17 protein-coding genes are annotated in these 21,531 nt (G+C 69.7%); 8 read left to right on the top strand and 9 right to left on the bottom strand.

The genetic code is table 11. The annotated features are described in order from the left end of the window. Positions 1-71 precede the first annotated feature (71 nt). The 4 genes from LIG30_RS18110 to LIG30_RS18095 all read right to left on the bottom strand — a co-directional run bounded on the left by LIG30_RS18110 (position 72) and on the right by LIG30_RS18095 (position 5,767). Positions 72-914, bottom strand: coding sequence for a shikimate dehydrogenase family protein (locus tag LIG30_RS18110; RefSeq protein ID WP_038714143.1), 843 nt, complete (start codon positions 912-914; stop codon positions 72-74). After that, positions 911-3,466: a branched-chain amino acid ABC transporter ATP-binding protein/permease gene (locus LIG30_RS18105; protein ID WP_038714142.1), complete on the bottom strand. Its 2,556-nt coding sequence runs from the start codon at positions 3,464-3,466 to the stop codon at positions 911-913. Before LIG30_RS18105 ends, LIG30_RS18110 begins: the two co-directional genes overlap by 4 nt. Further along, positions 3,463-4,332: a branched-chain amino acid ABC transporter permease gene (locus LIG30_RS18100; RefSeq protein WP_038714140.1), complete on the bottom strand. Its 870-nt coding sequence runs from the start codon at positions 4,330-4,332 to the stop codon at positions 3,463-3,465. Before LIG30_RS18100 ends, LIG30_RS18105 begins: the two co-directional genes overlap by 4 nt. Positions 4,333-4,468: 136 nt before the next feature. Continuing rightward, positions 4,469-5,767, bottom strand: a complete 1,299-nt coding sequence (locus tag LIG30_RS18095; protein ID WP_038714138.1) for an ABC transporter substrate-binding protein — start codon at positions 5,765-5,767, stop codon at positions 4,469-4,471. 200 nt (positions 5,768-5,967) lie between these two features. Between LIG30_RS18095 and LIG30_RS18090 the strand changes: the two genes are divergently transcribed. Then, the gene (locus LIG30_RS18090) at positions 5,968-7,008 is read left to right on the top strand and encodes a Gfo/Idh/MocA family protein (RefSeq protein ID WP_038714136.1); all 1,041 of its coding nucleotides are present in this window, start codon (positions 5,968-5,970) and stop codon (positions 7,006-7,008) included. 19 nt (positions 7,009-7,027) lie between these two features. On the opposite strand, the gene LIG30_RS18085 is transcribed toward LIG30_RS18090, so the two are convergent. After that, positions 7,028-7,924 (bottom strand): NAD-dependent epimerase/dehydratase family protein, encoded by an 897-nt coding sequence (locus tag LIG30_RS18085; protein WP_038714133.1) that lies wholly within the window; start codon positions 7,922-7,924, stop codon positions 7,028-7,030. 147 nt (positions 7,925-8,071) lie between these two features. On the opposite strand from LIG30_RS18085, the gene LIG30_RS18080 reads away from it, so the two are divergent. From LIG30_RS18080 to pcaG, 7 genes are all read left to right on the top strand, one after another. Continuing rightward, on the top strand, positions 8,072-9,820 hold the full coding sequence (locus LIG30_RS18080) for an FAD-dependent oxidoreductase (protein WP_051995089.1): 1,749 nt from the start codon (positions 8,072-8,074) through the stop codon (positions 9,818-9,820). Beyond that, positions 9,807-10,418 carry an NIPSNAP family protein gene (locus LIG30_RS18075; protein WP_038714132.1) on the top strand — a complete coding sequence of 204 codons (612 nt, stop codon included), beginning with the start codon at positions 9,807-9,809 and terminating at the stop codon, positions 10,416-10,418. The genes LIG30_RS18080 and LIG30_RS18075 overlap by 14 nt, the downstream gene beginning before the upstream one ends. Positions 10,419-10,462: 44 nt before the next feature. After that, entirely contained in the window at positions 10,463-11,296 is an 834-nt protein-coding gene (locus LIG30_RS18070; protein ID WP_038714130.1) for a sugar phosphate isomerase/epimerase family protein, read from the top strand. Between the two features lie 100 nt (positions 11,297-11,396). Beyond that, positions 11,397-12,803 (top strand): MFS transporter, encoded by a 1,407-nt coding sequence (locus tag LIG30_RS18065; RefSeq protein WP_038714128.1) that lies wholly within the window; start codon positions 11,397-11,399, stop codon positions 12,801-12,803. Between the two features lie 158 nt (positions 12,804-12,961). Then, positions 12,962-13,843, top strand: coding sequence for an IclR family transcriptional regulator (locus tag LIG30_RS18060; protein ID WP_051995084.1), 882 nt, complete (start codon positions 12,962-12,964; stop codon positions 13,841-13,843). A gap of 358 nt (positions 13,844-14,201) precedes the next feature. After that, entirely contained in the window at positions 14,202-14,927 is a 726-nt protein-coding gene (gene pcaH / locus LIG30_RS18055) for a protocatechuate 3,4-dioxygenase subunit beta (RefSeq protein WP_038714127.1), read from the top strand. Beyond that, the gene (pcaG, locus tag LIG30_RS18050; protein ID WP_038714126.1) at positions 14,927-15,622 is read left to right on the top strand and encodes a protocatechuate 3,4-dioxygenase subunit alpha; all 696 of its coding nucleotides are present in this window, start codon (positions 14,927-14,929) and stop codon (positions 15,620-15,622) included. The genes pcaH and pcaG overlap by 1 nt, the downstream gene beginning before the upstream one ends. 119 nt (positions 15,623-15,741) lie before the next feature. On the opposite strand, the gene LIG30_RS18045 is transcribed toward pcaG, so the two are convergent. From LIG30_RS18045 to LIG30_RS18030, 4 genes are all read right to left on the bottom strand, one after another. Next, positions 15,742-16,812, bottom strand: a complete 1,071-nt coding sequence (locus tag LIG30_RS18045; protein WP_038714124.1) for a porin — start codon at positions 16,810-16,812, stop codon at positions 15,742-15,744. A gap of 216 nt (positions 16,813-17,028) precedes the next feature. Then, positions 17,029-19,011 (bottom strand): acetate--CoA ligase, encoded by a 1,983-nt coding sequence (gene acs / locus LIG30_RS18040; RefSeq protein ID WP_038714122.1) that lies wholly within the window; start codon positions 19,009-19,011, stop codon positions 17,029-17,031. Between the two features lie 343 nt (positions 19,012-19,354). Continuing rightward, complete coding sequence (locus LIG30_RS18035; RefSeq protein WP_051995083.1) at positions 19,355-21,289, bottom strand: sigma-70 family RNA polymerase sigma factor; 1,935 nt, start codon at positions 21,287-21,289, stop codon at positions 19,355-19,357. Next, entirely contained in the window at positions 21,273-21,530 is a 258-nt protein-coding gene (locus LIG30_RS18030) for a high-potential iron-sulfur protein (protein ID WP_083494085.1), read from the bottom strand. The genes LIG30_RS18035 and LIG30_RS18030 overlap by 17 nt, the downstream gene beginning before the upstream one ends. Between the last annotated feature and the right edge of the window lies 1 nt (position 21,531).

Below are 21,531 nucleotides of genomic sequence, written 5' to 3'. Positions count from 1 at the left end.
GCGGTGGGCCGCCGCCGTGCGGCAAGCCGTTCAGTGCGTCGCGAGGCACGCGGCAGGACCCGCGAACGCGGTCACGCGTCGGCGTCCAGCAGGAACGCGACCATGCGGTCGCACACGCGCGCGAACATCTGCGTGCCGGTCACGGTCCTGCAGCCGCGTGCGCGCGCCGCTTCGATGAACGGCGTGAGCGGCGGCTTCGTGACGACGTCGCCGACGAAGACGCTCGACGGCAGGCGCGACACGTCGACCGGCAGCGGGTCGTCCGGCCGCATGCCCATCGGCGACGCGTTGACGAGCACGTCGAACGATTCGGGCGCCACGTCCGCGGCGGCGGCGCGCACCGTGCTGCGTTGCAGCGTCGCGAGGCGCTCGACGAGCGAGCCGGCGCGCGCGGCGTCGTTGTCGCGCACGTCGAGCGACGCGACGCCCGCGTTCACGAGCGCCTGGCCGATCGCCGATCCCGCGCCGCCCGCGCCGACGAGCAGCGCGCGCTTGCCGCGCAGGTCGCAGCCTTCGTCGGCGAGCGCGGCGACGAAGCCGCTGCCGTCGAACATGTCGCCGTGCCAGCCGCCGTCCGGCCTGCGGCGCAGCGTGTTGGCCGCGCCGAGGAATGCCGCTTCGCCGGACAGGCTCGCGCAGAACGCGGCGGCGTCGAACTTGTGCGGCACGGTGACGATCACGCCGTCGACGTTGCGCATCGCCGCGACGCCCGCGAAGAACGCCGCGAGGCCGTCCGGCGCGACGTGCGCGGGCACGACGAGCGCGTCGCGCCCGGCCTCGCGCAGCGCCGCCGTCACGCCCTTGGGCGAGCGCACCTGCGCGATCGGATCGCCGATGATGAAGTAGACGCGCGTCGCGCCGCTCAGGCCTTCGTCGAGCGAAACGGGAACGGCCGGGATCGAAAGGGAAGTCATGCTTTGTTCATCTCCAGAGTAGGGCTCGCATCGTCGTGCACGATGCCGAGCAGTCTTGCCTGCGTGGCCGCGTCCTGTTCGAGCGCGGCCGCGCTGCTTTCGTGGGCCACGCGGCCGTTGACCAGCACGTACGCGCGGTCGGCGATCGGCAGCACCATGTCGGCCTGGTGTTCGACGATCACGACGCTCGCGCGCTCGCGCAGCTTCACGACCGCGTCGAGCACTTCCTGCACGACGGCCGGCGCGAGTCCTTCGAACGGCTCGTCGAGCAGGATCGCTTTGGCGGGCGCCATCAGCGCGCGCGCGATCGCCACCATCTGCCGCTCGCCGCCGGACAGATGCTCGGCGCGCGCGTCCTTGCGCGTCGCCAGGCGCGGGAACAGCGCGAACATCTCGTCGACGCTCGCCCCGCCCTTGCGCGCGGCGAGCCGCAGGTTCTCGCTCACCGTGAGGTTGGGGAACAGGCGCCGCCCCTCGGGCACCATCGCGAGGCCGAGCCGGTTGATCTCGTGCGCGGGGCGCCCGGTGATGTCGTGCCCGTCGAAGGTGATGCGGCCCGCCGTGACGTCGGCCACGCCGGTCACGGCGCGCAGCGTGGTGGTCTTGCCGACGCCGTTGCGCCCGAGGATCGCGATCACTTCGCCTTCGTTGAGCGTGAGATCGATGCCGTCGAGGATCGTGTTGCCCGCATAGCCGGCCTTCACGCCTTCGACGCGCAGCAGCGGGCGCGGCGCGATTGCGCCCGCGTGGCCGCGCTCGCCGCCGCGCGCGGCGAGCCGCGCATCGACGGGGCGCGCGCCCTTCGCATGACCCAGATAGGCTTCGATCACCTCGGGATGCCGCGCGACCTCGGCAGGCGAGCCGTCCGCGATCAGGCGGCCGCGATGCAACACGCTCACGCGGTCGGAAATCGTCAGCACGCGGTCGATGTCGTGCTCGATCAGCAGCACCGCGTGATGGTTCGCCAGCTCGCGGATGATCTGGGCCACGCGTGCACGGTCGGCTTCGGCGAGGCCCGCGAGCGGTTCGTCGAGCAGCAGCAGGCGCGCCTGGGTCGCGAGCGACAGCGCGATTTCGAGCAGGCGCTGCTCGCCGTGCGACAGGCTTTCGCACGCATGCGCCGCGCGGTCGGCGAGCCCGACCGCCGCGAGCAGCGACCACGCCTGCGCGTTCTGCGCGTCGAGCGTGTGCGCGTCGCGCCACAGGCCGAGGCGGTCGCGCTGCGCGGCCTGCACCGCGACGCGCACGTTCTCGAACACGGTGAGGTTGCGGAACACGCTGAGGATCTGGAACGAGCGGCTCATGCCCAGCCGCACACGGCGGAACATCGCGAGCGTCGTCACGTCGTGGCCGTCGAACGTGATCGTGCCGGCGGTCGGCCGCAGCACGCCGGTCAGCATGTTGAAGAACGTGGTCTTGCCCGCCCCGTTCGGGCCGATGAAGCTGTGCAGGCGGTACGGATAGACGTCGAGGTCGATCCGGTCGGCGGTCACGAGCGAGCCGAAGTGCTTCGACAGGCCGCGCACGCTCAGCACCGGCGTATCGGGATCGGAGTCGATCCGGCTCGCGCGATACGGCGCGATGACGTCCGGGCGCGGGGGGATCGTGTCGCGCACGAGCGTCCAGCCCGGGCGCCGCAGCAGCCGTTGCGCGAGGCCCTGGATGCCCTCCGGCGAGAAGAACGCGAACGCGATGACGATCGGCGCGAAGATCAGCCACCAGTGCTCGGTCAGGCTGCTCAGCTTGTCTTCGAGCAGGATGAACGCGATTGCGCCCCACAGCGGCCCGAGGAACTGGTGGACGCCGCCGAGCACCGTCATCAGCAGGCTGTCGCCCGCGTGCTCCCAGCTCAGGTTGTTCGCGTATGCGCCTTGCAGCATCAGGCACAGCAGGCCGCCCGCGTAGCCGATCACGGCCGCCGAGATCACGAACGCCGTCAGCTTGAGCCGGTAGGTGTCGTAGCCGAGGCTCGCGGCGCGCTGCTCGTTGTCGCGCAGCGCCTGCAGCGCGCGCCCGAACGGCGCATGCACGAGGCGCCACAGCGCCCACGCGACGGTGATCACGGTCACGCAAGCGAACACGTGGAAGCCGGCGGCCGTCGCGAAGCTGGGGCGCGGCACGTTCTGCAGGCCGTTCTCGCCGCCCGTCACATCGGTCCACTTGAATGCGATCTCGAACGCGATCTGCGAGCACGCGAGCGTGAGCAGCGAGAAGTACAGGCCGCGCCGCCGCAGCACCACCGCGCCGATCAGCGCGGCCATCGCGGCCGTCACGATCGTGCTGGCGGCGAGCGCGAGCATCTCGTTGCCGATCACGCGCAGCAGCGAGACGGCGACCAGGTACGTCGCGGTGCCGAAGAACACCGACGCGCCGAACGGGACGAGCCCCGTGTACGCGACGAGCAGGTTCACGCCCATGCCGTAGAGCGTGTAGATGGCGATCTGCGTCGCGCGTTCGAGCGGCGTGCCGCTCGCGGTGAGCGCGAGCGAGACGACGATCAGGCAGGTGGTCAGCACCACGATCGGGTGCCGGGTCAGGTAGCCGAGTTTCATTCGAAGCGCTCCCAGCGTTCACCGAAGAGCCCGCGAGGGCGCACGAGAAGGACGAGGGCCATCAGCACGTACATCGCGACCGACGAGCCTTCGGGAAAGAACTGCACGGCGAGCGCCGTCACGACGCCGACCAGCAGGCCGGCGACCACCGCGCCCGCGAACGAGCCGAGCCCGCCGATCGTGACGATCACGAACGCGGGCATCACGGCGGCGGTCGCCATGCCCGGCGTGACCGTGAGCAGCGGCGCGGCGAGCAGGCCGGCGGCGCCGGCGAGCAGCGCGCCGAGCGCGAACGCGCCGGTCAGCACGCGCGGCAGGTTGATGCCGAGCAGGCCGACCATTTCGGGGTCGCGGCTGCCGGCGCGCAGGATGCGTCCGTACGGCGTGTACTTCATGAACCCCCACAGCGCGACGAGGATCGCGACGGTCGCGGCCAGCACGAACAGGCGGTACTTCGTGATCAGCAGCGGCCCGTATGCGAGAAAGCCGCCGAGCGCATCGGGCGGGCTGAACGGCAGGCCGCCCGCGCCCCAGACGAAGCGGATCAGCGCGGTGAGCAGCAGCGACAGCGCGAACGTCACGATCAGGCCGAGGAGCGGCTCCTTGCCGTACAGGCGCCGGATGAAGACCACTTCGATCAGCACGCCGACGGCGGCGACGAGCACCGGCGCGAACACGGCGGCGCTCCAGCCGAACTGCGTCGACAGCGCGATCGCGAAGTACGCGCCGAGCGCGAACAGCGCGCCGTGCGCGAAGTTGACGATGCCGAGCAGCCCGCAGATGATCGACAGTCCGATCGCGAGCAGCACGTACAGGAAGCCCAGCACCAGTCCGTTGGCGATCTGGGACAACACGATTTCTGCCATGCCATTGACTCCGGAGTGCGGCACGCCGGACGCGCGCCGCCGCCGCGTGCGAGACGCGGGGAGCGGCGCTCCGGCGAGCGCGGGATATGCGTGAGGTCTGTCAGCCCGGGCGCCGCCGGCCTGGCGGCGCGGGGCGTCAGCGGGCGGCCATCGTGCAGCCGATCTCCTGGCGCGAGCCGTAGAGCCGGTCGAGATCGGCCGGGTTCTGCGGCACGACGGAGACCGGGCTGAGCCAGTCCCAGCGGTCGGCGATGTGGTCCTTCACCTTGAACACGCTCCAGCGGCGCAGCATCTGGTGGTCCCACGGACGGAAGTACGCGGGGCCGCTGCCGTCGCCGAACTGCACGGTCTCCAGGCTCTGCACGATGTCCGCGCCGGACGTGCTCTTTGCCTGGTTGACCGCCTGCAGCAGCGCGCGGGTCGAGAACCAGCCGATCCACGCCTTGTCGGCGGGCGGCTTGCCGTACTTCGCGGTGTACTTGCGGATGAACGCGAGCTCGTCGGGCGAATGGCCCGGCGAGCTGAAGTGCCACGGCTTGCCGTAGTAGCCGGTCGCGGCGTCGGCGCTGATCGACCACAGATCCGAGTCGCCGATGATCGGGCAGGCCACCGGAATCCGGCCTTTCATGCCCATTTCCGCGTACTGCTTGAGGAAGGTCGAAAGGTCGCCGCCCGGCAGGCCGAGCAGCACGACATCCGGCTTCGACTGGCGGATCTTCAGGATGAACGAGCTGAAGTCGGTGGTGTTGAGCGGCGTGACGTCGGCGCCGACGATGGTGCCGCCGGACTGCTTGAGCAAGTCGGACATCGAACGCTGGATGTCCTGCCCGTACGCGTAGTTCGCGACGAGGAAGTGCCACTTCTTGCCGATCGCGAGCAGCGACGGCGCGATCGCGCGGCAGGTGACGGGCGTCGGGCTCAGCACGCGGAACGTGTACGGATTGCAGCTGCTGCCGGTCAGCTCGCGCGCGGCGGCGTTCGGCGCGATGTAGGGCGTCTTCGTGCGCGCCGCGACCGACGACATCGCCAGCGACGTGCCGCTGTTGGTGCCGCCGATCACCGCGATCGCCTGGTCTTGCTCGACGAGCTTCTGCATGTTCTGCTGTGCCGACTGCGGATTCGGCTCGTCGTACCAGACGAGCTCGAGACGCCGCCCGCGCACCTGATGGCCGGCATCGTCGAGCGCGAGCTTCACGCCGTTCGCGATCACTTCGCCCTGTTCGGTCCACACGCCTTGCTTGGCCATCAGCAGGCCGAGCTTCAACGGCTGTTCGCCCTGCGCGCGCACGATCGCGGGTGCGGCCAGCGCCGCCGCGCCGCCCGCGAGCGCCTTGCCCGCCGTCACCAGCCACGCGCGGCGCGACAGCGCCGGGCTGCCCGGTTCGCCCGCTTCGTGGCTGGAAATGCAGGTGTCCTGCTTGTGTTCTTCCGTCATCTGTCTCCGCTCCTGTTCCCTGTCAATGGGTCGATTTCGTTGTCTCCGACGCACGTGTCCGTGCGTTCGCGCCGAAAGTTTTTGTGAACTTTAGTTCAAAGTGAAATAGCATTCAACAATTAAAGAGGGTTTCGAAGAGTCGGGTAAATACCCGGTCGGCATCGAAAAAGGCAGTTCAACCCGGAACAGGAGACGACGAAATGGCAAGGAGACGACTGGCGGTGATCGGCGCGGGCGCGATCGGCAGGATGCACGTGGAGCGTGCGCGGCGGCATCCGCAGGTGGAGGTGGTGGCGATCGCGGACCCGTCGCCGGCCGCGGAACGATTCGCGCGCGACGAAGGGCTGCGCTGGTTCGCCGATCATGCGGCGATGCTCGACGAGACGCGGCCCGACGGCGCGATCGTCGCGACCCCGAACGCGACGCACGTGGACGTCGGCCTCGCGTGCATCGCGCGCGGCGTGCCGGCGCTGATCGAGAAGCCGGTGTCGGACCGGGTGGAAGACGCCGCGCGCCTGGGCCGCGCGGCGCGCGACGCGAACGTGCCGCTGCTGGTCGGCCATCACCGGCGCCACAACCCGATCCTGCGCCGCGCGCGCGAGATCGTGCAGTCGGGGCGGCTCGGCACGCCGGTCGCCGCGAACGCGCTCGCGACGTTCTACAAGCCGGATGCGTACTTCGACGTGGAATGGCGGCGGCGCGCAGGGGGCGGGCCGGTGCTCATCAACCTGATCCACGACATCGACATCATGCGTTTCCTGCTCGGCGAGATCGTCGAGGTGCAGGCGCAGACGTCGAACGGCGTGCGCGGCTTCGAGGTGGAGGACACCGCGGCCGTGTCGCTGCGCTTCGCGAGCGGCGCGCTCGGCACGCTGGCGGTGTCGGACTGCGCGGCGTCGCCGTGGAACTGGGATCTCGCGGCGGGCGAGGCCGCGCACTATCCGCGCCAGCAGGTGAACACGCATTTCCTGATCGGCACCGACGCATCGCTCACGCTGCCGCAGCTCGACCTGTGGGAATACCGCAGCGGCAAGGGGTGGCACGATCCGCTGACGGTCGAGCGCTGCGCGCCGCACGGCGCCGATCCGTATCACGAGCAGCTGCGCCACTTCGCGGCGGTGATCGCGGGCGAGGAAACGCCGCTGTGTTCCGCCGACGATGCCGCGCGCACGCTCGCGGCGACGCTCGCCGTGCATCGCGCGGCGGCGGCGCGCTCGGGCGTCGCGCCCGAGCCCGTGTGACCGCAAGCGCGTGGCAGTCCTATCGATGCTCGCGATAGAACGCCACGGTCTGCCGCAGGCCGTCTTCGAGGGCGGTCTGTGGCAGGCCGGGCAACAGGCGCGCGAGCGCCGGATCGTCTGGGAAGACCGTTGCGATCGGCAGCGGCGGGCCGTCGGCGTCGATGCGCGGGCCGGGCACGATCGCCGCGATCCGCTCGATCAGCGTGGCGACCGGCGTGATCTCGCCCGCCAGCGTGAACGCGTGCGCGCCTTCGATCGGTTGCAGCAGCGCGGCCTCGTATGCGGCGGCGACGTCGTCCGCGAACACGAGGCCGGTCGCGCCGCCGAACCCGATCGTGTACGGCTCGCCGCGCGCGGCGGCCCGGCACGCGAGGCTTGGCCCCGCGCTGGACCCGGTCTCGCGTCCCGCGCCGTAGACCACGAGCGGACGGAAGCCCACGCTCGCGATGCCGTGGTCGTGCCAGTACGCGCGCGCCGAGCCTTCGCACGCGAGCTTGAACGCGCCGTAGTGCGTCTGCGGCAGCGGCGCCGCGCCGTCGTCGGGGCCGAACACCCCTGCGCTGCTCGCATAGAGCACGCGTTCGATGCCCGCCGCGCGCGCCGCGTCGAAAACGTTGAGCGTGCCGATCAGGTTGATCTGCGCGCCGCGCACCGGATTCGCCGCGCAGTCGGGCGTGAGGATGCCCGCGAGATGAATCACCGCGTCGCAGCCTTCGAGCGCGCGCGCCGTGTCGGCGGCGTTCGCGATGTCGCCCGTGCGCCACTGCACCGCCGCGGCGCGCGCGGGCGCGAGCGCCTCGATGAGGCGCGGGTTCGCGCGCAGGTCGAAGCCCACGCACGCCATGCCGCGCGCCAGCAGCCGTTTCATGATCCACGCGCCGAGAAAACCGCTTCCGCCTGTCACCAGTACCCGCATTGTCGTCCCTCCTTGTCGTCACAAAGTCTTTGCTAAATGTGTTGTTGTGGAATAGTATTCCAAAAAGAAAGCGGATTCCACAAATGACGCAGGCAGCTTCGGCTCGGCGTTGGAGACAGTGAAGGGCGATGAACGGCGATGGCGAAGATGAATCGTGAACCGATACTCGATTGCGACGTGCTGGTGCTGGGCTCCGGCGCGGGTGGCCTCGCGGCGGCGGTGACGGCCGCCGCGCAGGGCTTGCGCGTGATCGTCGCGGAGAAGGAGGCGGTGTTCGGCGGCACGACCGCATGGTCAGGCGGCTGGATGTGGATTCCGCACAATCCGCTGGCGACGCGCGCGGGCATTCATGAAGGGGCCGACGCGCCGCGCACCTATCTGAAAAACGAGCTGGGCGCGCAATTCGATGCCGCCAAGGCCGATGCGCTGCTCGAGCGCGGCCCGGAGATGATCGCGTTCTTCGAGCGCGACACGGCGGTGCGTTTCATCGACGGCAACCGCATTCCCGACTTCCATACCACGCCGGGCGCGGCCACCGGCGGGCGCTCGGTCTGCGCGATGCCGTTCGACGGCCGCGAGCTCGGCGAGCTGATCGGCAAGCTGCGCGAGCCGTTGTCGGTGATGACGATCAACGGCATGGCGCTCGCGTCCGGGCAGGACCTCGCGCATTTCTATCGCGCGACGCGTTCGCTCAAGTCGGCGCTCTACGCCGGCCGCCGGCTGGCGGCGTTCGCGTGGCACAAGCTGCGTTACGGGCGCTCGATGCATCTCGTGAACGGCAACGCGCTCGTGGCGCGCCTGCTGAAGTCGGCGGCGGATCGCGGGGTGGATCTGCGCACGAATGCGAAGGCGATCGCGCTGATGCGCGACGCCGCACGCGTGACGGGCGCACGCGTGGAGATCGACGGCGTCGCGCATCAGGTGCGCGCGGCGCGAGGCGTCGTGCTCGCGTGCGGCGGCTATCCGCACGATCTCGCGCGGCGCGCGCAGACCTTCGCCTATACGCCAAGCGGGCACGAGCACTGGTCGGCGGCGCCGCGCAGCAACACCGGCGACGGCATTCGCCTCGGCGAATCGATCGGCGCGCATTTCGATCGCGCGCTCGACGCGCCCGCCGCGTGGGCGCCTGTCTCGCTCGTGCCGCAGGCCGGCGGCGCCGCCGATGTCGCGTTTCCGCACCTGATCGAGCGCGCGAAGCCCGGCGTGATCGCGGTGACGCGCGCGGGCAAGCGCTTCGCGAACGAGGCGTCGTCGTATCACGACTTCATTTCCGCGCTGCTCGACACGACGCCGGCGGGCGACGAAGTGTGCGCGTGGCTCGTCTGCGATCGCCGCTTTCAGCGGCGCTACGGCCTCGGTTTCGCGAAGCCGTTCCCGTTCCCGACCGGGCCGTATCGACGCTCGGGCTACCTGAAGTGCGGCGACACGCTCGACGCGCTCGCGCGCGAATGCGGGATCGACGCCGGCGCGCTCGCGAGCACCGTCGCGACCTACAACCAGTACGCGAAGCAAGGTCTCGATCCGCAGTTCCACAAAGGCTCGACGCCGTACAACCGCGTGCAGGGCGATGCCGGGCATCAGCCGAATCCGTGTCTCGCGCCGATCGACGCCGGCCCGTATTACGCGGTGAAGCTGCTGCCCGGCAGCCTCGGCACCTTCGCGGGCCTCGCCACCGACGCGCAGGCGCGCGCGCTCGACCGCGACGGCCGTGCGATCGACGGACTGTATGCGGTCGGCAACGACGCGGCCAGCATGATGGGCGGCTGCTATCCGAGCGGGGGCATCACGCTCGGCCCCGCGATGACTTTCGGCTATCTCGCCGGACTCTCTCTCGCCGGCGCGGCAGGCGCGCCGGCATCGATTCATCCTCGAGGAAAATGCAATGACACTGTATGACGTGGTGACGCTCACGGTGAAGATCGGCGCGAACGCGCAGGTCTTCGAAGGCATCCAGGCAAGCGGCGATCCGCAGGGCGGCAAGCTGCTCGGCTGCTGGTATTCGGATATCGGCACGCTCGGGCAGGTGCTCGTGCTGCGCGGCTACGAATCGGAAGCGGCGCTCGTCGCGGAGCGCAAGCGCATGCTGCTCGAAGGCAACCCGTTCGGATGCGGCGAGTTCATCGACGACGTGAAGACGGCCAGCTACGCGCTGTTCCCGTTCCTGCCGCCCATCGAGCCGGCCGTGCACGGCGGCATCTACGAGATGCGCGTCTACGGCACGAAGCTCGGCAGCCTGCAGCACACCATCGACGTGTGGGAGCAGGCCGTGCCGGCGCGCACCAAGCGTTCGCCGCTGGTCGGCGCGATGTATGCGCTCGACGGTGACGTGCCGCGCTTCCTGAACATCTGGCCGTATGCGAGCGTGGACGAGCGCTCGCGCATCCGAGCCGAGGCGGTCAAGGACGGCATCTGGCCGCCGAAGGGCGGGCCCGCGCACCTCACGACGATGGAATCGACCATCTGCGTGCCTGCGCCGTTCTCGCCGCTGCGCTGAGCGCGCCGACCCGCGCGCCGCACGACAACGATCAAGGAGACGACATGACCCAACCCCAATCCCGCGCGCTGTCGCTGTCGGCGCTGACCGTGCTCGAACTGAGCCCGCCGCAGATGGTGCAGTGCGCCGTCGATGCGGGCTACGACTACGTCGGCCTGCGCCTGTTGCCCGCCACCGACACCGAGGTGCGGCACGAGATCGTCGGCGACACGGCGCTGAAGCGCGAAACGCTGGCGATCCTGAAGGACACCGGCATGCGCGTGCTCGACGTCGAGATCGTGCGGTTGAAGCCCGACACCGACGTGACGGCGTATGCGCCGATGCTCGAAACGGCGGCGGCGCTCGGCGCGCGCTACGTGCTCGTGGCGGGCAACGATCCCGACGAGGCGCGCACCATCGACAACCTCGGCCGGCTGTGCGATATCGCACAGCCGCTGGGCCTGTCCCCTTCGATCGAGCCGATGCCGTGGACCGACGTGAAGGACATCGTGGCCGGCGCGCGCATCGTGAAGGCGAGCGGGCGCGGCAACACGGGGCTGATCGTCGATCCGATCCACTTCGACCGCGCCGGTTCGTCGCTCGACACGCTGCGCGCGCTGCCGCGCGAATACTTCGGCTACGTGCAGTTCTGCGACGCGCCCGCCGAGCGCCCCGGCGATCTCGACACGCTGCTGTTCCAGGCGCGTTGCGAGCGCAGGGTGCCGGGCGAGGGCGGGCTCGACCTGACGGGCATCCTGCGCGCGCTGCCCGCGCACCTGCCGGTGAGCGTCGAGGTGCCGACCGAGCGATGGGCGAAGACCACCCCGGCCGTGGCGCGCGCGCGCCGCCTGCGCGACGCGACGCTTGCGGTGATCGAGGCGGCGGCCGTGCCGGCCTGACGCGCGCCGACAGGTGTCGGCGACGCCACCCGCCCGATCCGCGACCAGAGCCGCAAAGGCCGGCGGATCGGGCGCCTAGAACAAAGTTTTGGAGACAGACATGGCAATTTCGCAGACGGCCCACCCGTCGACACACCCCTCCCGGGACGACGCCGCGCGCCGCGAGCGCACGCTCGACGTCCGGCAATTTCTCGATACGCAGCCGATCGGCCGCTTCCAGTGGCTCGTGCTGCTGCTGTGCATGCTGATCGTGATGCTCGACGGTCTCGACACGGTGATGATCGGCTTCATCGCGCCGTCGCTTTCCAGCGCGTGGGCGATTCCGCGCGACGCGCTCGGCCCGGTGATGAGCGGCGGGCTGCTCGGCCTTGCGTTCGGCGCGCTCACGGCCGGACCGATGTCCGACCGCTTCGGCCGCAAGACGGTGATGGTCTGCGCAGTGCTGTTCTTCGGCCTGTGGAGCGTCGCGTCGGCGTTCGCGACCGGCGTCGTGTCGCTGACGGTGCTGCGCTTCCTGACGGGCATCGGCCTTGGCGCGTCGATGCCGAACGCGGCCACGCTGATGGCCGAGTACGCGCCGCCGCATCGCCGCGCGCTGATGGTGACGGCGGTGTTCTGCGGCTTCACGTTCGGCGCGGCGGGCGGCGGTTTCGTCAGCGCATGGCTGATCCAGACGTGGGGCTGGCCGTCGGTGCTGCTGCTCGGCGGCGTGCTGCCGGTGGCCTACGTGCCGGTGCTGCTCAAGTGGCTGCCGGAGTCGGCGCGCTATCTCGCGCTCAAGGAAAGCCGGCGCGCGCGCCTCGTGAGCGTGCTGAACCGCATGAAGCCCGGCGCCGCCGACGAACGGACCCGCTTCGTGTCCGACGACGCGCCGCACGCGGCGCAGAGCCCGGTGCGCGCGATCCTGTCGCGCGAGCACGCGTTCGGCACGGTGATGCTGTGGATCTGCTATTTCGCGGGCCTGCTGACCGTCTACCTGCTGGGTAGCTGGCTGCCGACGCTGATCCGCGGCCTCGGCTTCTCGCTTGCCGAAGCAGCGGTAGTGGGCGCGCTGTTCCAGGCGGGCGGCACGGTCGGCTCGGTGCTGATCGGCTGGCAGATGGACCGCTTCAATCCGCATGCCGCGCTCGGCGCGACCGTGCTCGCGGGCGGCGCGCTTGCCTGGTACATGGGGGTGTCGGCGCATCCGTTCGGCATGATCTGCGTGCTGGCGTTCGGCATGGGGTATTGCATGAACGGCTCGAACACGGGCTTCTGCGCGCTCGCCGCCGGTTCCTATCCGACGGAGATGCGCGCGACCGGGACGAGCTGGATGCTCGGCGTCGGGCGCTTCGGCGGCATTGCGGGCGCGATGCTCGGCGCGGCCATGCTCCATGCGAACTGGAGCTTCGGCCAGGTGTTCGCGGCGCTCGCGCTGCCGGCGGCGGTGGGTGGCATGGCGGTGCTGCTGAAGGGCGCGCGCCACCGCGGCGCGTTCGCTCGGGTGAGCGTGGGCGTCGGGCATTGACCGCGCGCGTCGCGCGACTTGCGGTGCGGGGGCGGCGTGCGCGCCGTTCCCCGCGCCGGCGTGCCGCAACGCGGCGCGCCCGGCAATATGAACCCGCTTGAATTCCAGTGTGGAATTGTGTTCTCATTTGACCATTGGAATCCGGATGAGAAGGCGATATGGCAGGGAATCTCGAACGTGCGCTCGCGGTACTGGAGCTGTTGGCAAAGAACGGCGGCCGGATGCCGCTGGCCACGATTGCCGACACGCTGAACATTCCGCGCAGCGGCACACACCGTCTGCTGTCGATGCTGATCGACGAGGGCTTCGTGCGGCAGGACGAGGAGCATGGCGAATACATGCTGGCGCTGAAGCTGGTTTCGCTGGCGCTGATCTATCTGTCGACGAGCGGGATGTTCGACATTTCGCAGCCGGTGCTCGACCGGCTGGCCGAGGCGTCGGGCGAGCTGGCGCGGCTCGGCGTGGTCGAGGACGACCACATCACGTTCGTCGGCAAGGCGCAGGGGGCGAAATCGGGGCTTCGCTACGATCCGGACATGGGCAGCCAGCCGCCGCTGCATTGCACGGCCAGCGGCCAGGCGTGGCTGTCGTCGCTCCCTGACGAGCGCGCGATCGAGCTCGTGTCGAAGCAGGGCGGGCTCGGGCCGAAGGCGCACAACGCGCCGCGCGCGCCGAAGACGATCCAGCAGTTCCTGAAGGACCTGAACGGCGCGCGCCAGCGCGGCTACGGGGTGGCGATCGAGACCTACGAGGTGGGGATGACGTCGATCGCGGCGGCGGTGCGCAACCCCGTCACCGGCGAGGTGGTCGGGATCGTGAGCCTGGCCGGGCCGACGAGCCGCCTGCCGGAAGCGCGGCTCAAGGAACTGGCGCCGCTGGTGCTGGAAGCCGCTTCCGACATGGGCGCGGCGACGCTCAGCTCGCCTTATTTCAGGCAGGCGTCGAAGGCGGCGGTGCCGCCGGGCGACCAGCCGGCCGAAGGGACGAAGAAGGCAGGGGCGCGCACCGCGTCGAAACGGGGCGCGCCGGCGGCCTCGTAGTTGTCGCGCGTACCCGTTGCGCGCGAGCGGCGACCGCCGCCGGGCGCAACGGCCGATCCGTGCCGATGCGCCTGGCGCAACAGCTCCGGCCTCTCGCCGGTAGAGTCAGTCCCTTTTCTCGACCTTGTCCGCGCTCGTGGTGCCGCCCCGGCACCGTCAGCCGCCGATTGCGGATTGCCGTGACGCTCCGGATCGGCCCGCCGCCCGTTTCCACGAAACCCTGAGCGGTTCGATCGGCTGCCGTCCCGGCACGCCAACAAGCATAACGACTAGTTATGCTTCACATCAAAAAACGTCAATTTACTGGGTTTTCCATAACCAATACAGTACGTCAACCGACTACTTGAGGAGACACCCCATGACTTACGGTGAGTTCAACCAGCGTGACACCACGCAGCATCCGCCGGCGCTGACCCCCGGCTACAAGACGAGCGTGCTGCGCTCGCCGCGCAACGCGCTGATTTCCACGGCCAATACGCTGTCCGAAGTCACCGCGCCGGTATTCGTCCCGGACGATCTCGGCCCGCTCGACAACGACCTGATCCTCAACTACGCGAAGGAAGGGTTGCCGATCGGCGAACGCGTGATCGTTCACGGCTATGTCCGCGACGAATTCGGCCGCCCGGTCCCCAACGCGCTCGTGGAAGTCTGGCAAGCGAACGCGGGCGGCCGCTACCGCCACAAGAAGGATCAGTACATCGCGCCGATCGATCCGAACTTCGGCGGATGCGGTCGCATGCTGACCGACGCGAACGGCTACTACGTCTATCGCACCATCAAGCCGGGCCCGTACCCGTGGCGCAACCGCATCAACGAATGGCGCCCGTCGCACATCCACTATTCGCTGTCCGGCGACGGCTGGGCGCAGCGGCTGATCACGCAGATGTATTTCGAAGGCGACCCGCTGATCGCGCAGTGCCCGATCCTCAAGACGATTCCGAGCGAAGAGCAGGTGCGCGGCCTGATCGCGCTGCAGGACACCGCCAACCATATCCCGCTGGACAGCCGTTGCTACCGCTTCGACATCACGTTGCGCGGTCGCCGGGCGACGCATTTCGAGAACACGCTGCAAGGAGCCAAGTAATGACCACGACGACGTTTCGCGCCCCGACGGCAGCCAGCACGGTCAACGCACCCGCAACGACGCCGGCCTTCGCGCACTTCAACGAGACTGCCTCGCAAACCGGCGGCCCGTACGTGCACATCGGCCTAGCGCCGCGCCAGGCCGGCTTCGACATCTACGAGAAGGAATTCGGCAACACGCTGGTCACGGCGGCGACGCGCGGTGAGCGCATCAAGCTCGAAGGCCGCGTCTTCGACGGCACCGGCACGCTCGTCCGGGACGTCCTGATCGAGATCTGGCAGGCCAACGCGGACGGTCAGTATGCGCACCCCGCCGATCTCCAGGGCAAGCCGCTCGATCCGGCGTTCCGGGGTTGGGGCCGCACCGGCGCCGACTTCGAAACCGGCGTCTACCAGTTCGAAACCGTCAAGCCGGGCTCGGTCGCCGGCCGCAACGGCTCGGTGCAGGCGCCGCATATCTGCATGGTGCTGTTTGCACGCGGCATCAACCTGGGTCTGCACACGCGCGTGTACTTCAGCGACGAAGCCGACGCGAACGGCCGCGACCCCGTGCTGGGCGGGATCGAATGGGAAGTGCGCCGCAAGACGCTGGTCGCGCAGCGCTCGGAGCGTAACGGCGAAGTGGTCTACACGTTCGACGTGCGCCTGCAGAACACGCCGGACGGCGGCGAAGAGACGGTGTTCTTCGATATCTGACGCCGTGTGGGCAGGCCGGGAACGGGCAGGGCAACGCGCGGATCGCCCGCGTGCCCGTTGCCGGCGCAAGTCTCGGGACGGGGCCGTGACGGCCCCGTCCTGCATGGCGGCGCCTGCCGCTAGAACGTGTGGTGAATCCCGACGTTGGCGCCGACGGTCGTGCCGCTGACACCGTACAGCGCGTCGTTGATCCCGAGCCCGGTGTTCATCGCGCCGTGGTTGCTCACCAGCGCGACCTGCGCGTACAGGGACGTCGCCTTCGACAGGCTGTAGGTCGTGCCGAGCGCGGCGAGAACCGAGTGGTTCGCCGTGTCGTTGCGGTCGCTCGTCACCCACACCCCGCCGTTGATGTCGACGGCCGGCGTCGCCTGATAGTCGAGGCCGCCGCCATACACATTGCTGCTGAACCCGCCCGCGACCTTGTAGCTCGTGAACGCCGCCTTCGCGGTGACCGGGCCGAATCGATACGCGGCGCCGAGCGTGCGCCCGACGAACGCGACCGTGCTCGGGATCGGCGTGGACACAGTGCCGCCGGCATTGCCGTCGTAGAACGCGGCGTTGACCATCAGGCCGTCGTTCTCGTACTTGAGGCTCGCGGAATACTGGCGGCCCGCCTGAAAGTCGCCCGCCTTGCCGCCGAACGCGAACATCACGCTGCCGGTCAGGCCCGCGAGCGTCGGACTCGTGTACGAGATCGCATTCGAGTTGAACAGGCCGGTGACGAGAACGTTGTCGACGTAGTTGATGAGGCCGCTGCCGAAGTGCGAGAAGCCGCGCGCGTCCGAATCGTAGACGGCCAGAAAGAACGGCGAGAATTGCAGGCCCGCCTTCACCTGGCCATAGCCGCTGTCAAGCGCGATCCACGCCTGGCGGCCGAAGAAGTTGCCGTTCGAATCGTTGAGCCCGCCGTTCGCGACGCTGACTCCGCTTTCGAGCTTGAAGCTCGCCTTGAGGCCGCCGCCCAGATCCTCGGTGCCGGTCAGCCCGAATTGCGTCGGCGTCATGCCGGTGTCGGTCAGCGAGAATTGATGCCCGGCGTTCTGGCCGGTCGCCGCGTTCAGCGTGCGGCTGGTGTACAGCAGCGCGCTGTCGAGATTCCCGTACAGCGTAATGCTGCTCTGCGCGAAACTGTTCGTACTGACCGCCGCGCCGACGAGCGCGGCACAACCCAACAATCGCTTGCTCTTCATTGTCTGTCTCCATGTTGTTGACTGCTGTAATTCGTATAACTAATCAATGTGAAGCTGCGTCAAAAGCAGGGTGATGCTGCCTGCCGGGCCATGCGGGGCGATTCGGTGGAGAGTCGTCCCGCGTGGCCGGCAGGGGTCGCTCCGCGGTGCTGCCGGAGCGACCGGAAAACGGTCAGGATGCGGCCGGCGTCACGGCATGCCGCATCCGGTCCTGCGTTACAGCGACTCGCCGAGCTGATCGAGGATCGCGGGGTTCTCGAGCGTGGACGTGTCCTGCGTGATTTCCTCGCCCTTCGCGAGCGAGCGCAGCAGGCGGCGCATGATCTTGCCCGAGCGGGTTTTCGGCAGGTTCTCGCCGAAGCGGATGTCCTTCGGCTTCGCGATCGGGCCGATCTCGCCCGCGACCCATGTGCGCAGCGCATGGGCGACGCGCTCGGCATCGGCGCCGTGCGGCCGCTCGCCCTTGAGCACGACGAATGCGACGACCGCCTCGCCGGTCGTGTCGTCCGGCCGGCCGACGACGGCCGCCTCGGCGACGATGGGGTTCGCGGCCAGCGCCGACTCGATCTCCATCGTGCCGAGCCGGTGGCCCGACACGTTCAGCACGTCGTCGATCCGGCCCATGATCGTGAAGTAGCCGGTGTCCTTGTCGCGCACGGTGCCGTCGCCGGCCAGATACAGCGTGCCGCCGAGCTCCTCGGGGAAGTAGCTTTGGCGGAAGCGGTCCGGATCGCCCCAGATGGTGCGGATCATCGACGGCCACGGGCGCTTGATGACGAGTATCCCGCCCTGTCCGTCCGGCACGTCATGGCCGGTCTCGTCGACGACGGCCGCCATGATGCCGGGCAGCGGCAGCGTGCACGAGCCCGGCACGGTCGGCGTCGCGCCCGGCATCGGCGCGATCATGTGGCCGCCGGTCTCGGTCTGCCACCAGGTGTCGATGATCGGGCAGCGCCCGCCGCCGACGTGCTCGCGATACCACATCCACGCGTCCGGGTTGATCGGCTCGCCCACCGTGCCGAGGATCCGCAGGCTCGACAGGTCGTATTGCGCCGGATGCACGCGCGCATCGGCGTCGGCCGCCTTGATCAGCGAGCGGATCGCGGTGGGCGCGGTGTAGAACACCGAGACCTCGTGCGCGGCGATCATCTTCCAGAAGCGCCCGGCGTCCGGATAGGTCGGCACGCCCTCGAACATCACCTGCGTCGTGCCGCACGCGAGCGGGCCGTACGCGATGTACGTGTGGCCCGTGATCCAGCCGATGTCCGCGGTGCACCAGAACACGTCGGACGGGCGGATGTCGAAGGTCCACTTCATCGTCAGCGCGGCCCACAGCAGGTAGCCGCCGGTGCTGTGCTGCACGCCTTTGGGCTTGCCGGTCGAGCCGGACGTGTAGAGGATGAAGAGCGGATGCTCGGCACCGACCCATTCCGGCTCGCAGGTGTCGGGCTGCGCGTCGGCGAGTTCGTGCATCCAGTGGTCGCGCCCGGCGTGCCACGCGACGTCGCCGCCGGTGCGGCGATAGACGATCACGTCCCGCACCGCGTCGCAGCCGCCCATCGCGAGCGCTTCGTCGGCGATGCGCTTGAGCGGCAGCGTCTTGCCGCCGCGCACCTGCTCGTCGGCGGTGATCAGCGCGACCGCGCCGACGTCGACCAGCCGCTCGTTCAGCGATTTCGACGAGAACCCGCCGAACACGACCGCGTGAATCGCGCCGATGCGGGCGCACGCCTGCATCGCGACGACGCCTTCGACCGACATCGGCAGGTAGATCACGACGCGGTCGCCACGGCGGATGCCGCGCGCTTTCAGCGCATTCGCGAACCGGCAGACGCGTGCATGCAGTTCGCGGTAGGACACGCGCGTCACGGCGCCGTCGTCGGCCTCGAAGACGATCGCCGTCTTCTCGCCGTTGCCGTTCGCGATCTGGCGGTCCAGGCAGTTGTAGGACGCGTTCAGTTCGCCGTCGTCGAACCATTTGACGAGCGGCGCGCCGGACTCGTCGAGCACGCGGGTGAACGGCGTGTGCCAGTCCAGATGCTCGCGCGCGAGCCGCGCCCAGAATCCCGTGTAGTCGCGCGCGGCCTCGTCCGTCAGCGCGCGATAGGCGTCCATGCCGGCGATGGCGGCGCCGGCGCGCGTGTCGGCGGACGGTTCGAAAAGCCGATGTGCGGGAAGATTCGATTGGATGGCGCTCACTAGTGTCTCCGTTGATATGTTGCCAAACGACTGCGGCATGGCAAAAGCAACAGGCATGCCAGCGCGAGGCACGACGCGGCCGTCGCGGCGCAGGCGCGTGCCGTGGCGAAACGGCTTGAGGCGTGCGCGCCGGGCCGCGAAGGCCCGGCGGCAGGCCACGCCGGGCCGCAAGCAGGGGACGCGACCGGATTCGGGCCGCGTGCCGCGCGATGCGTGTTGCGTGACAGCATGCGAAAGTGCTCAACCTTGCAGCAGGGGGCTGTTCCACGGCGCAACAACCGGCGGCGGCGCGACTGGGCAGAGGGCGAGCCGCATCGACCGATGCGCGTGCGCGCTGCTGCCGTCACGCGATGAATACCCTGAGATCGCGGACCTGATCGAGCGTCCTGATCCGTTCGAGCGCCGCCGCCTCGATCTGCCGCACCCGCTCCGCGGACAGGTTGAGTTGCTGGCCGATGTCGCGCAACGAATGCGCGTCGGTCGAGTCGATGCCGTACCGCAGCCGCAGGATCGTCGCCTCGCGCCGCGGCAACTGGTCGAAGACGGCGGCCAGGGCGTCGCTCAGCTGCCTCGCGCTGGCCGCGTCGTCGGGTGACGGCGTGTCCATGTCGGCCACCACGTCGCACAGCGTCAGGTCGCCTTCCGCCGACACCGGCACGTCCGTCGAAATCGGTTCCTTGACCACGTTCATCAGGTCGCGCACCTTGTCGACCGGCACGCGCATCTGCTTTGCGAGCACGCCCGGCGCCGCGGCGCTGCCGCTACGATGCGCGTGATCGAGCGCGATCCGCGACAACTTGTTGATCGCGTCCACGGTATGCGCGGGGACGCGGATCGTGCGGCCCTGATCGGCGATCGCATGCGTGATCGCCTGACGGACCCACCAGGTCGCGTAGGTCGAGAATTTGAAGCCGCGCCGATGGTCGTAGCGGTCGACGGCCTTCATCAGCCCGATGTTCCCTTCCTGGATCAGGTCGAGAAAGGGCAGGCCGCGATCGGGATAGCGTTTGGCGATCGACACCACCAGCCGAAGGTTGCTCTGGAACAGCTTTCGTTTGGCCGGCTGCGTCGCGCGTTCGATCGCGTCGAGCTGCGCGGCGACGCGCCGTTCGAGCGGGCGCGCGTCGCCCGCGCATCGTCGAAGCGGCTCGCTCATGCGTTCGACCGCGCGCGCGGAGAAGCGGATCTGGCGCAGCAGCGCCGCGATCTCGCGCCGGCATGCCCGGTAGCCGTCCGATGCGTGGCCGTCCGACTGCAGCGCGTCGCGCAGCGTGGACGCCGATGCGCCGATACGGTCGAGCCGCTCGATGACAGCCATGCGCCGTGCCGGGCAATCGCGCCCGGCTTCGGTTTCCGCGTCGGTGCCGGCTTCGGCGTCGCCCGTGCCGTCCGGGGCTGCGCCGGTCGTGCCGGTTTTGCCGATTGCGTCGATTGCTCTGATTGCTCCGGCTGCTTCGGCTGCTCCGGGCGCTCCGGGCGCTCCGGGCGCTTCGCTTGCGCCCGTGCCGTCCGGCGCGGCGTCCGCAGATCCGGCAGCGGACGCCGGAGCCGCAGGGCCGGAACCAGACGCTCCATCGGGCTCATCGACGAATCCGGTGACATAGACGGTGGCGACCGCCCGGCCTTCCTTGATCTCGAGGTTGATCGACGCGAGCGCGTCGAGCGCGGCGGGATGTCCGCTCAGCGCTTCGACGCATGCGGCGCGGCCGCGTTCGATCTGCCGCGCCAGCGCGATCTCCTCGTCGCGATCGAGCAGCGGCGTCGCGCCCATTTCGCGCAGGTAGAGCCTGACGGGATCGGTCGTGCGGCCGGCGAGCAGGTCGACGGTGGCGAGCGACGCGGGGCCGTCCGTCAGCGCGTGCGGCGCGTCGCTGTTCGCGAAATGACGGTCGAGTGACCATGGGCCGGGCGCGTCGGCGGCGTCCCGCACCGCGATGCCGAGTTCGCCGAGCGCCGCCGTCGCCGCGTCGATGCCCGCCTCGTCGATCGCGTCGTCGGGCAGCATGTCGGCGATGTCGCCGCGCGTGACGAAGCCGCGCGCGAGCCCGAGGGCGATCAGCGCGTGCAGCACGGCACCGGTGTCGGCGGACGACGCGGCGTCTGGCGGCAGCGCGTGCGTCGAGGCGGCCGCGCCCGGCAAGGGCGCTGCCGGGCGTCTGCGCGTGCCGCCGGCGGAAGCGCCCGCCGCGTCGCGGCGCGTCACGCCGGGTGCGGCATCGCGGTCCTGCGCGCGGCGGCGCGATGCGGTGCCGCGCACGCGGTCAGGCGCGTTTTGCATAGACATTGCACCAGCCGTCGCCCGCGACCGCCTTGCCCGGGAACATCGGGCACGACGCGGCCGCATCGGTCGCGCTGCCGCCGTAGAAGCGGCAGTTCGAGCAACGCTGGCCGGCCTGGTATTTCGGGAAGTGGCTGGTGTCGACGGTGGCGGCATTGGCGCGATAGCCGAGCGCCTTTGCCGCCGGGTCGGATTCGGCGAGGAGGGGCGGCGCGGCGAGCGCGCCGCGCGCGGCGGCCAGT

Origin of the sequence: Burkholderia sp. lig30 (genome assembly GCF_000687455.2) — a bacterium.
In the GTDB taxonomy this organism is placed as follows: domain Bacteria; phylum Pseudomonadota; class Gammaproteobacteria; order Burkholderiales; family Burkholderiaceae; genus Burkholderia.
This window is presented reverse-complemented; position numbering and strand designations above follow the sequence as displayed.

Excerpts from the sequence above, each read along its gene's own strand:
- LIG30_RS18095 (WP_038714138.1), bottom strand. The coding sequence starts at position 5,767 with ATGACGGAAGAACACAAGCAGGACACCTGCATTTCCAGCCACGAAGCG.
- LIG30_RS18060 (WP_051995084.1), top strand. The coding sequence starts at position 12,962 with ATGGCAGGGAATCTCGAACGTGCGCTCGCGGTACTGGAGCTGTTGGCA.
- pcaG (WP_038714126.1), top strand. The coding sequence starts at position 14,927 with ATGACCACGACGACGTTTCGCGCCCCGACGGCAGCCAGCACGGTCAAC.
- LIG30_RS18080 (WP_051995089.1), top strand. The coding sequence starts at position 8,072 with ATGAATCGTGAACCGATACTCGATTGCGACGTGCTGGTGCTGGGCTCC.
- LIG30_RS18035 (WP_051995083.1), bottom strand. The coding sequence starts at position 21,289 with ATGCAAAACGCGCCTGACCGCGTGCGCGGCACCGCATCGCGCCGCCGC.
- LIG30_RS18110 (WP_038714143.1), bottom strand. The coding sequence starts at position 914 with ATGACTTCCCTTTCGATCCCGGCCGTTCCCGTTTCGCTCGACGAAGGC.
- LIG30_RS18070 (WP_038714130.1), top strand. The coding sequence starts at position 10,463 with ATGACCCAACCCCAATCCCGCGCGCTGTCGCTGTCGGCGCTGACCGTG.
- LIG30_RS18100 (WP_038714140.1), bottom strand. The coding sequence starts at position 4,332 with ATGGCAGAAATCGTGTTGTCCCAGATCGCCAACGGACTGGTGCTGGGC.
- LIG30_RS18105 (WP_038714142.1), bottom strand. The coding sequence starts at position 3,466 with ATGAAACTCGGCTACCTGACCCGGCACCCGATCGTGGTGCTGACCACC.
- LIG30_RS18065 (WP_038714128.1), top strand. The coding sequence starts at position 11,397 with ATGGCAATTTCGCAGACGGCCCACCCGTCGACACACCCCTCCCGGGAC.
- LIG30_RS18085 (WP_038714133.1), bottom strand. The coding sequence starts at position 7,924 with ATGCGGGTACTGGTGACAGGCGGAAGCGGTTTTCTCGGCGCGTGGATC.
- pcaH (WP_038714127.1), top strand. The coding sequence starts at position 14,202 with ATGACTTACGGTGAGTTCAACCAGCGTGACACCACGCAGCATCCGCCG.
- LIG30_RS18075 (WP_038714132.1), top strand. The coding sequence starts at position 9,807 with ATGACACTGTATGACGTGGTGACGCTCACGGTGAAGATCGGCGCGAAC.
- LIG30_RS18090 (WP_038714136.1), top strand. The coding sequence starts at position 5,968 with ATGGCAAGGAGACGACTGGCGGTGATCGGCGCGGGCGCGATCGGCAGG.
- LIG30_RS18045 (WP_038714124.1), bottom strand. The coding sequence starts at position 16,812 with ATGAAGAGCAAGCGATTGTTGGGTTGTGCCGCGCTCGTCGGCGCGGCG.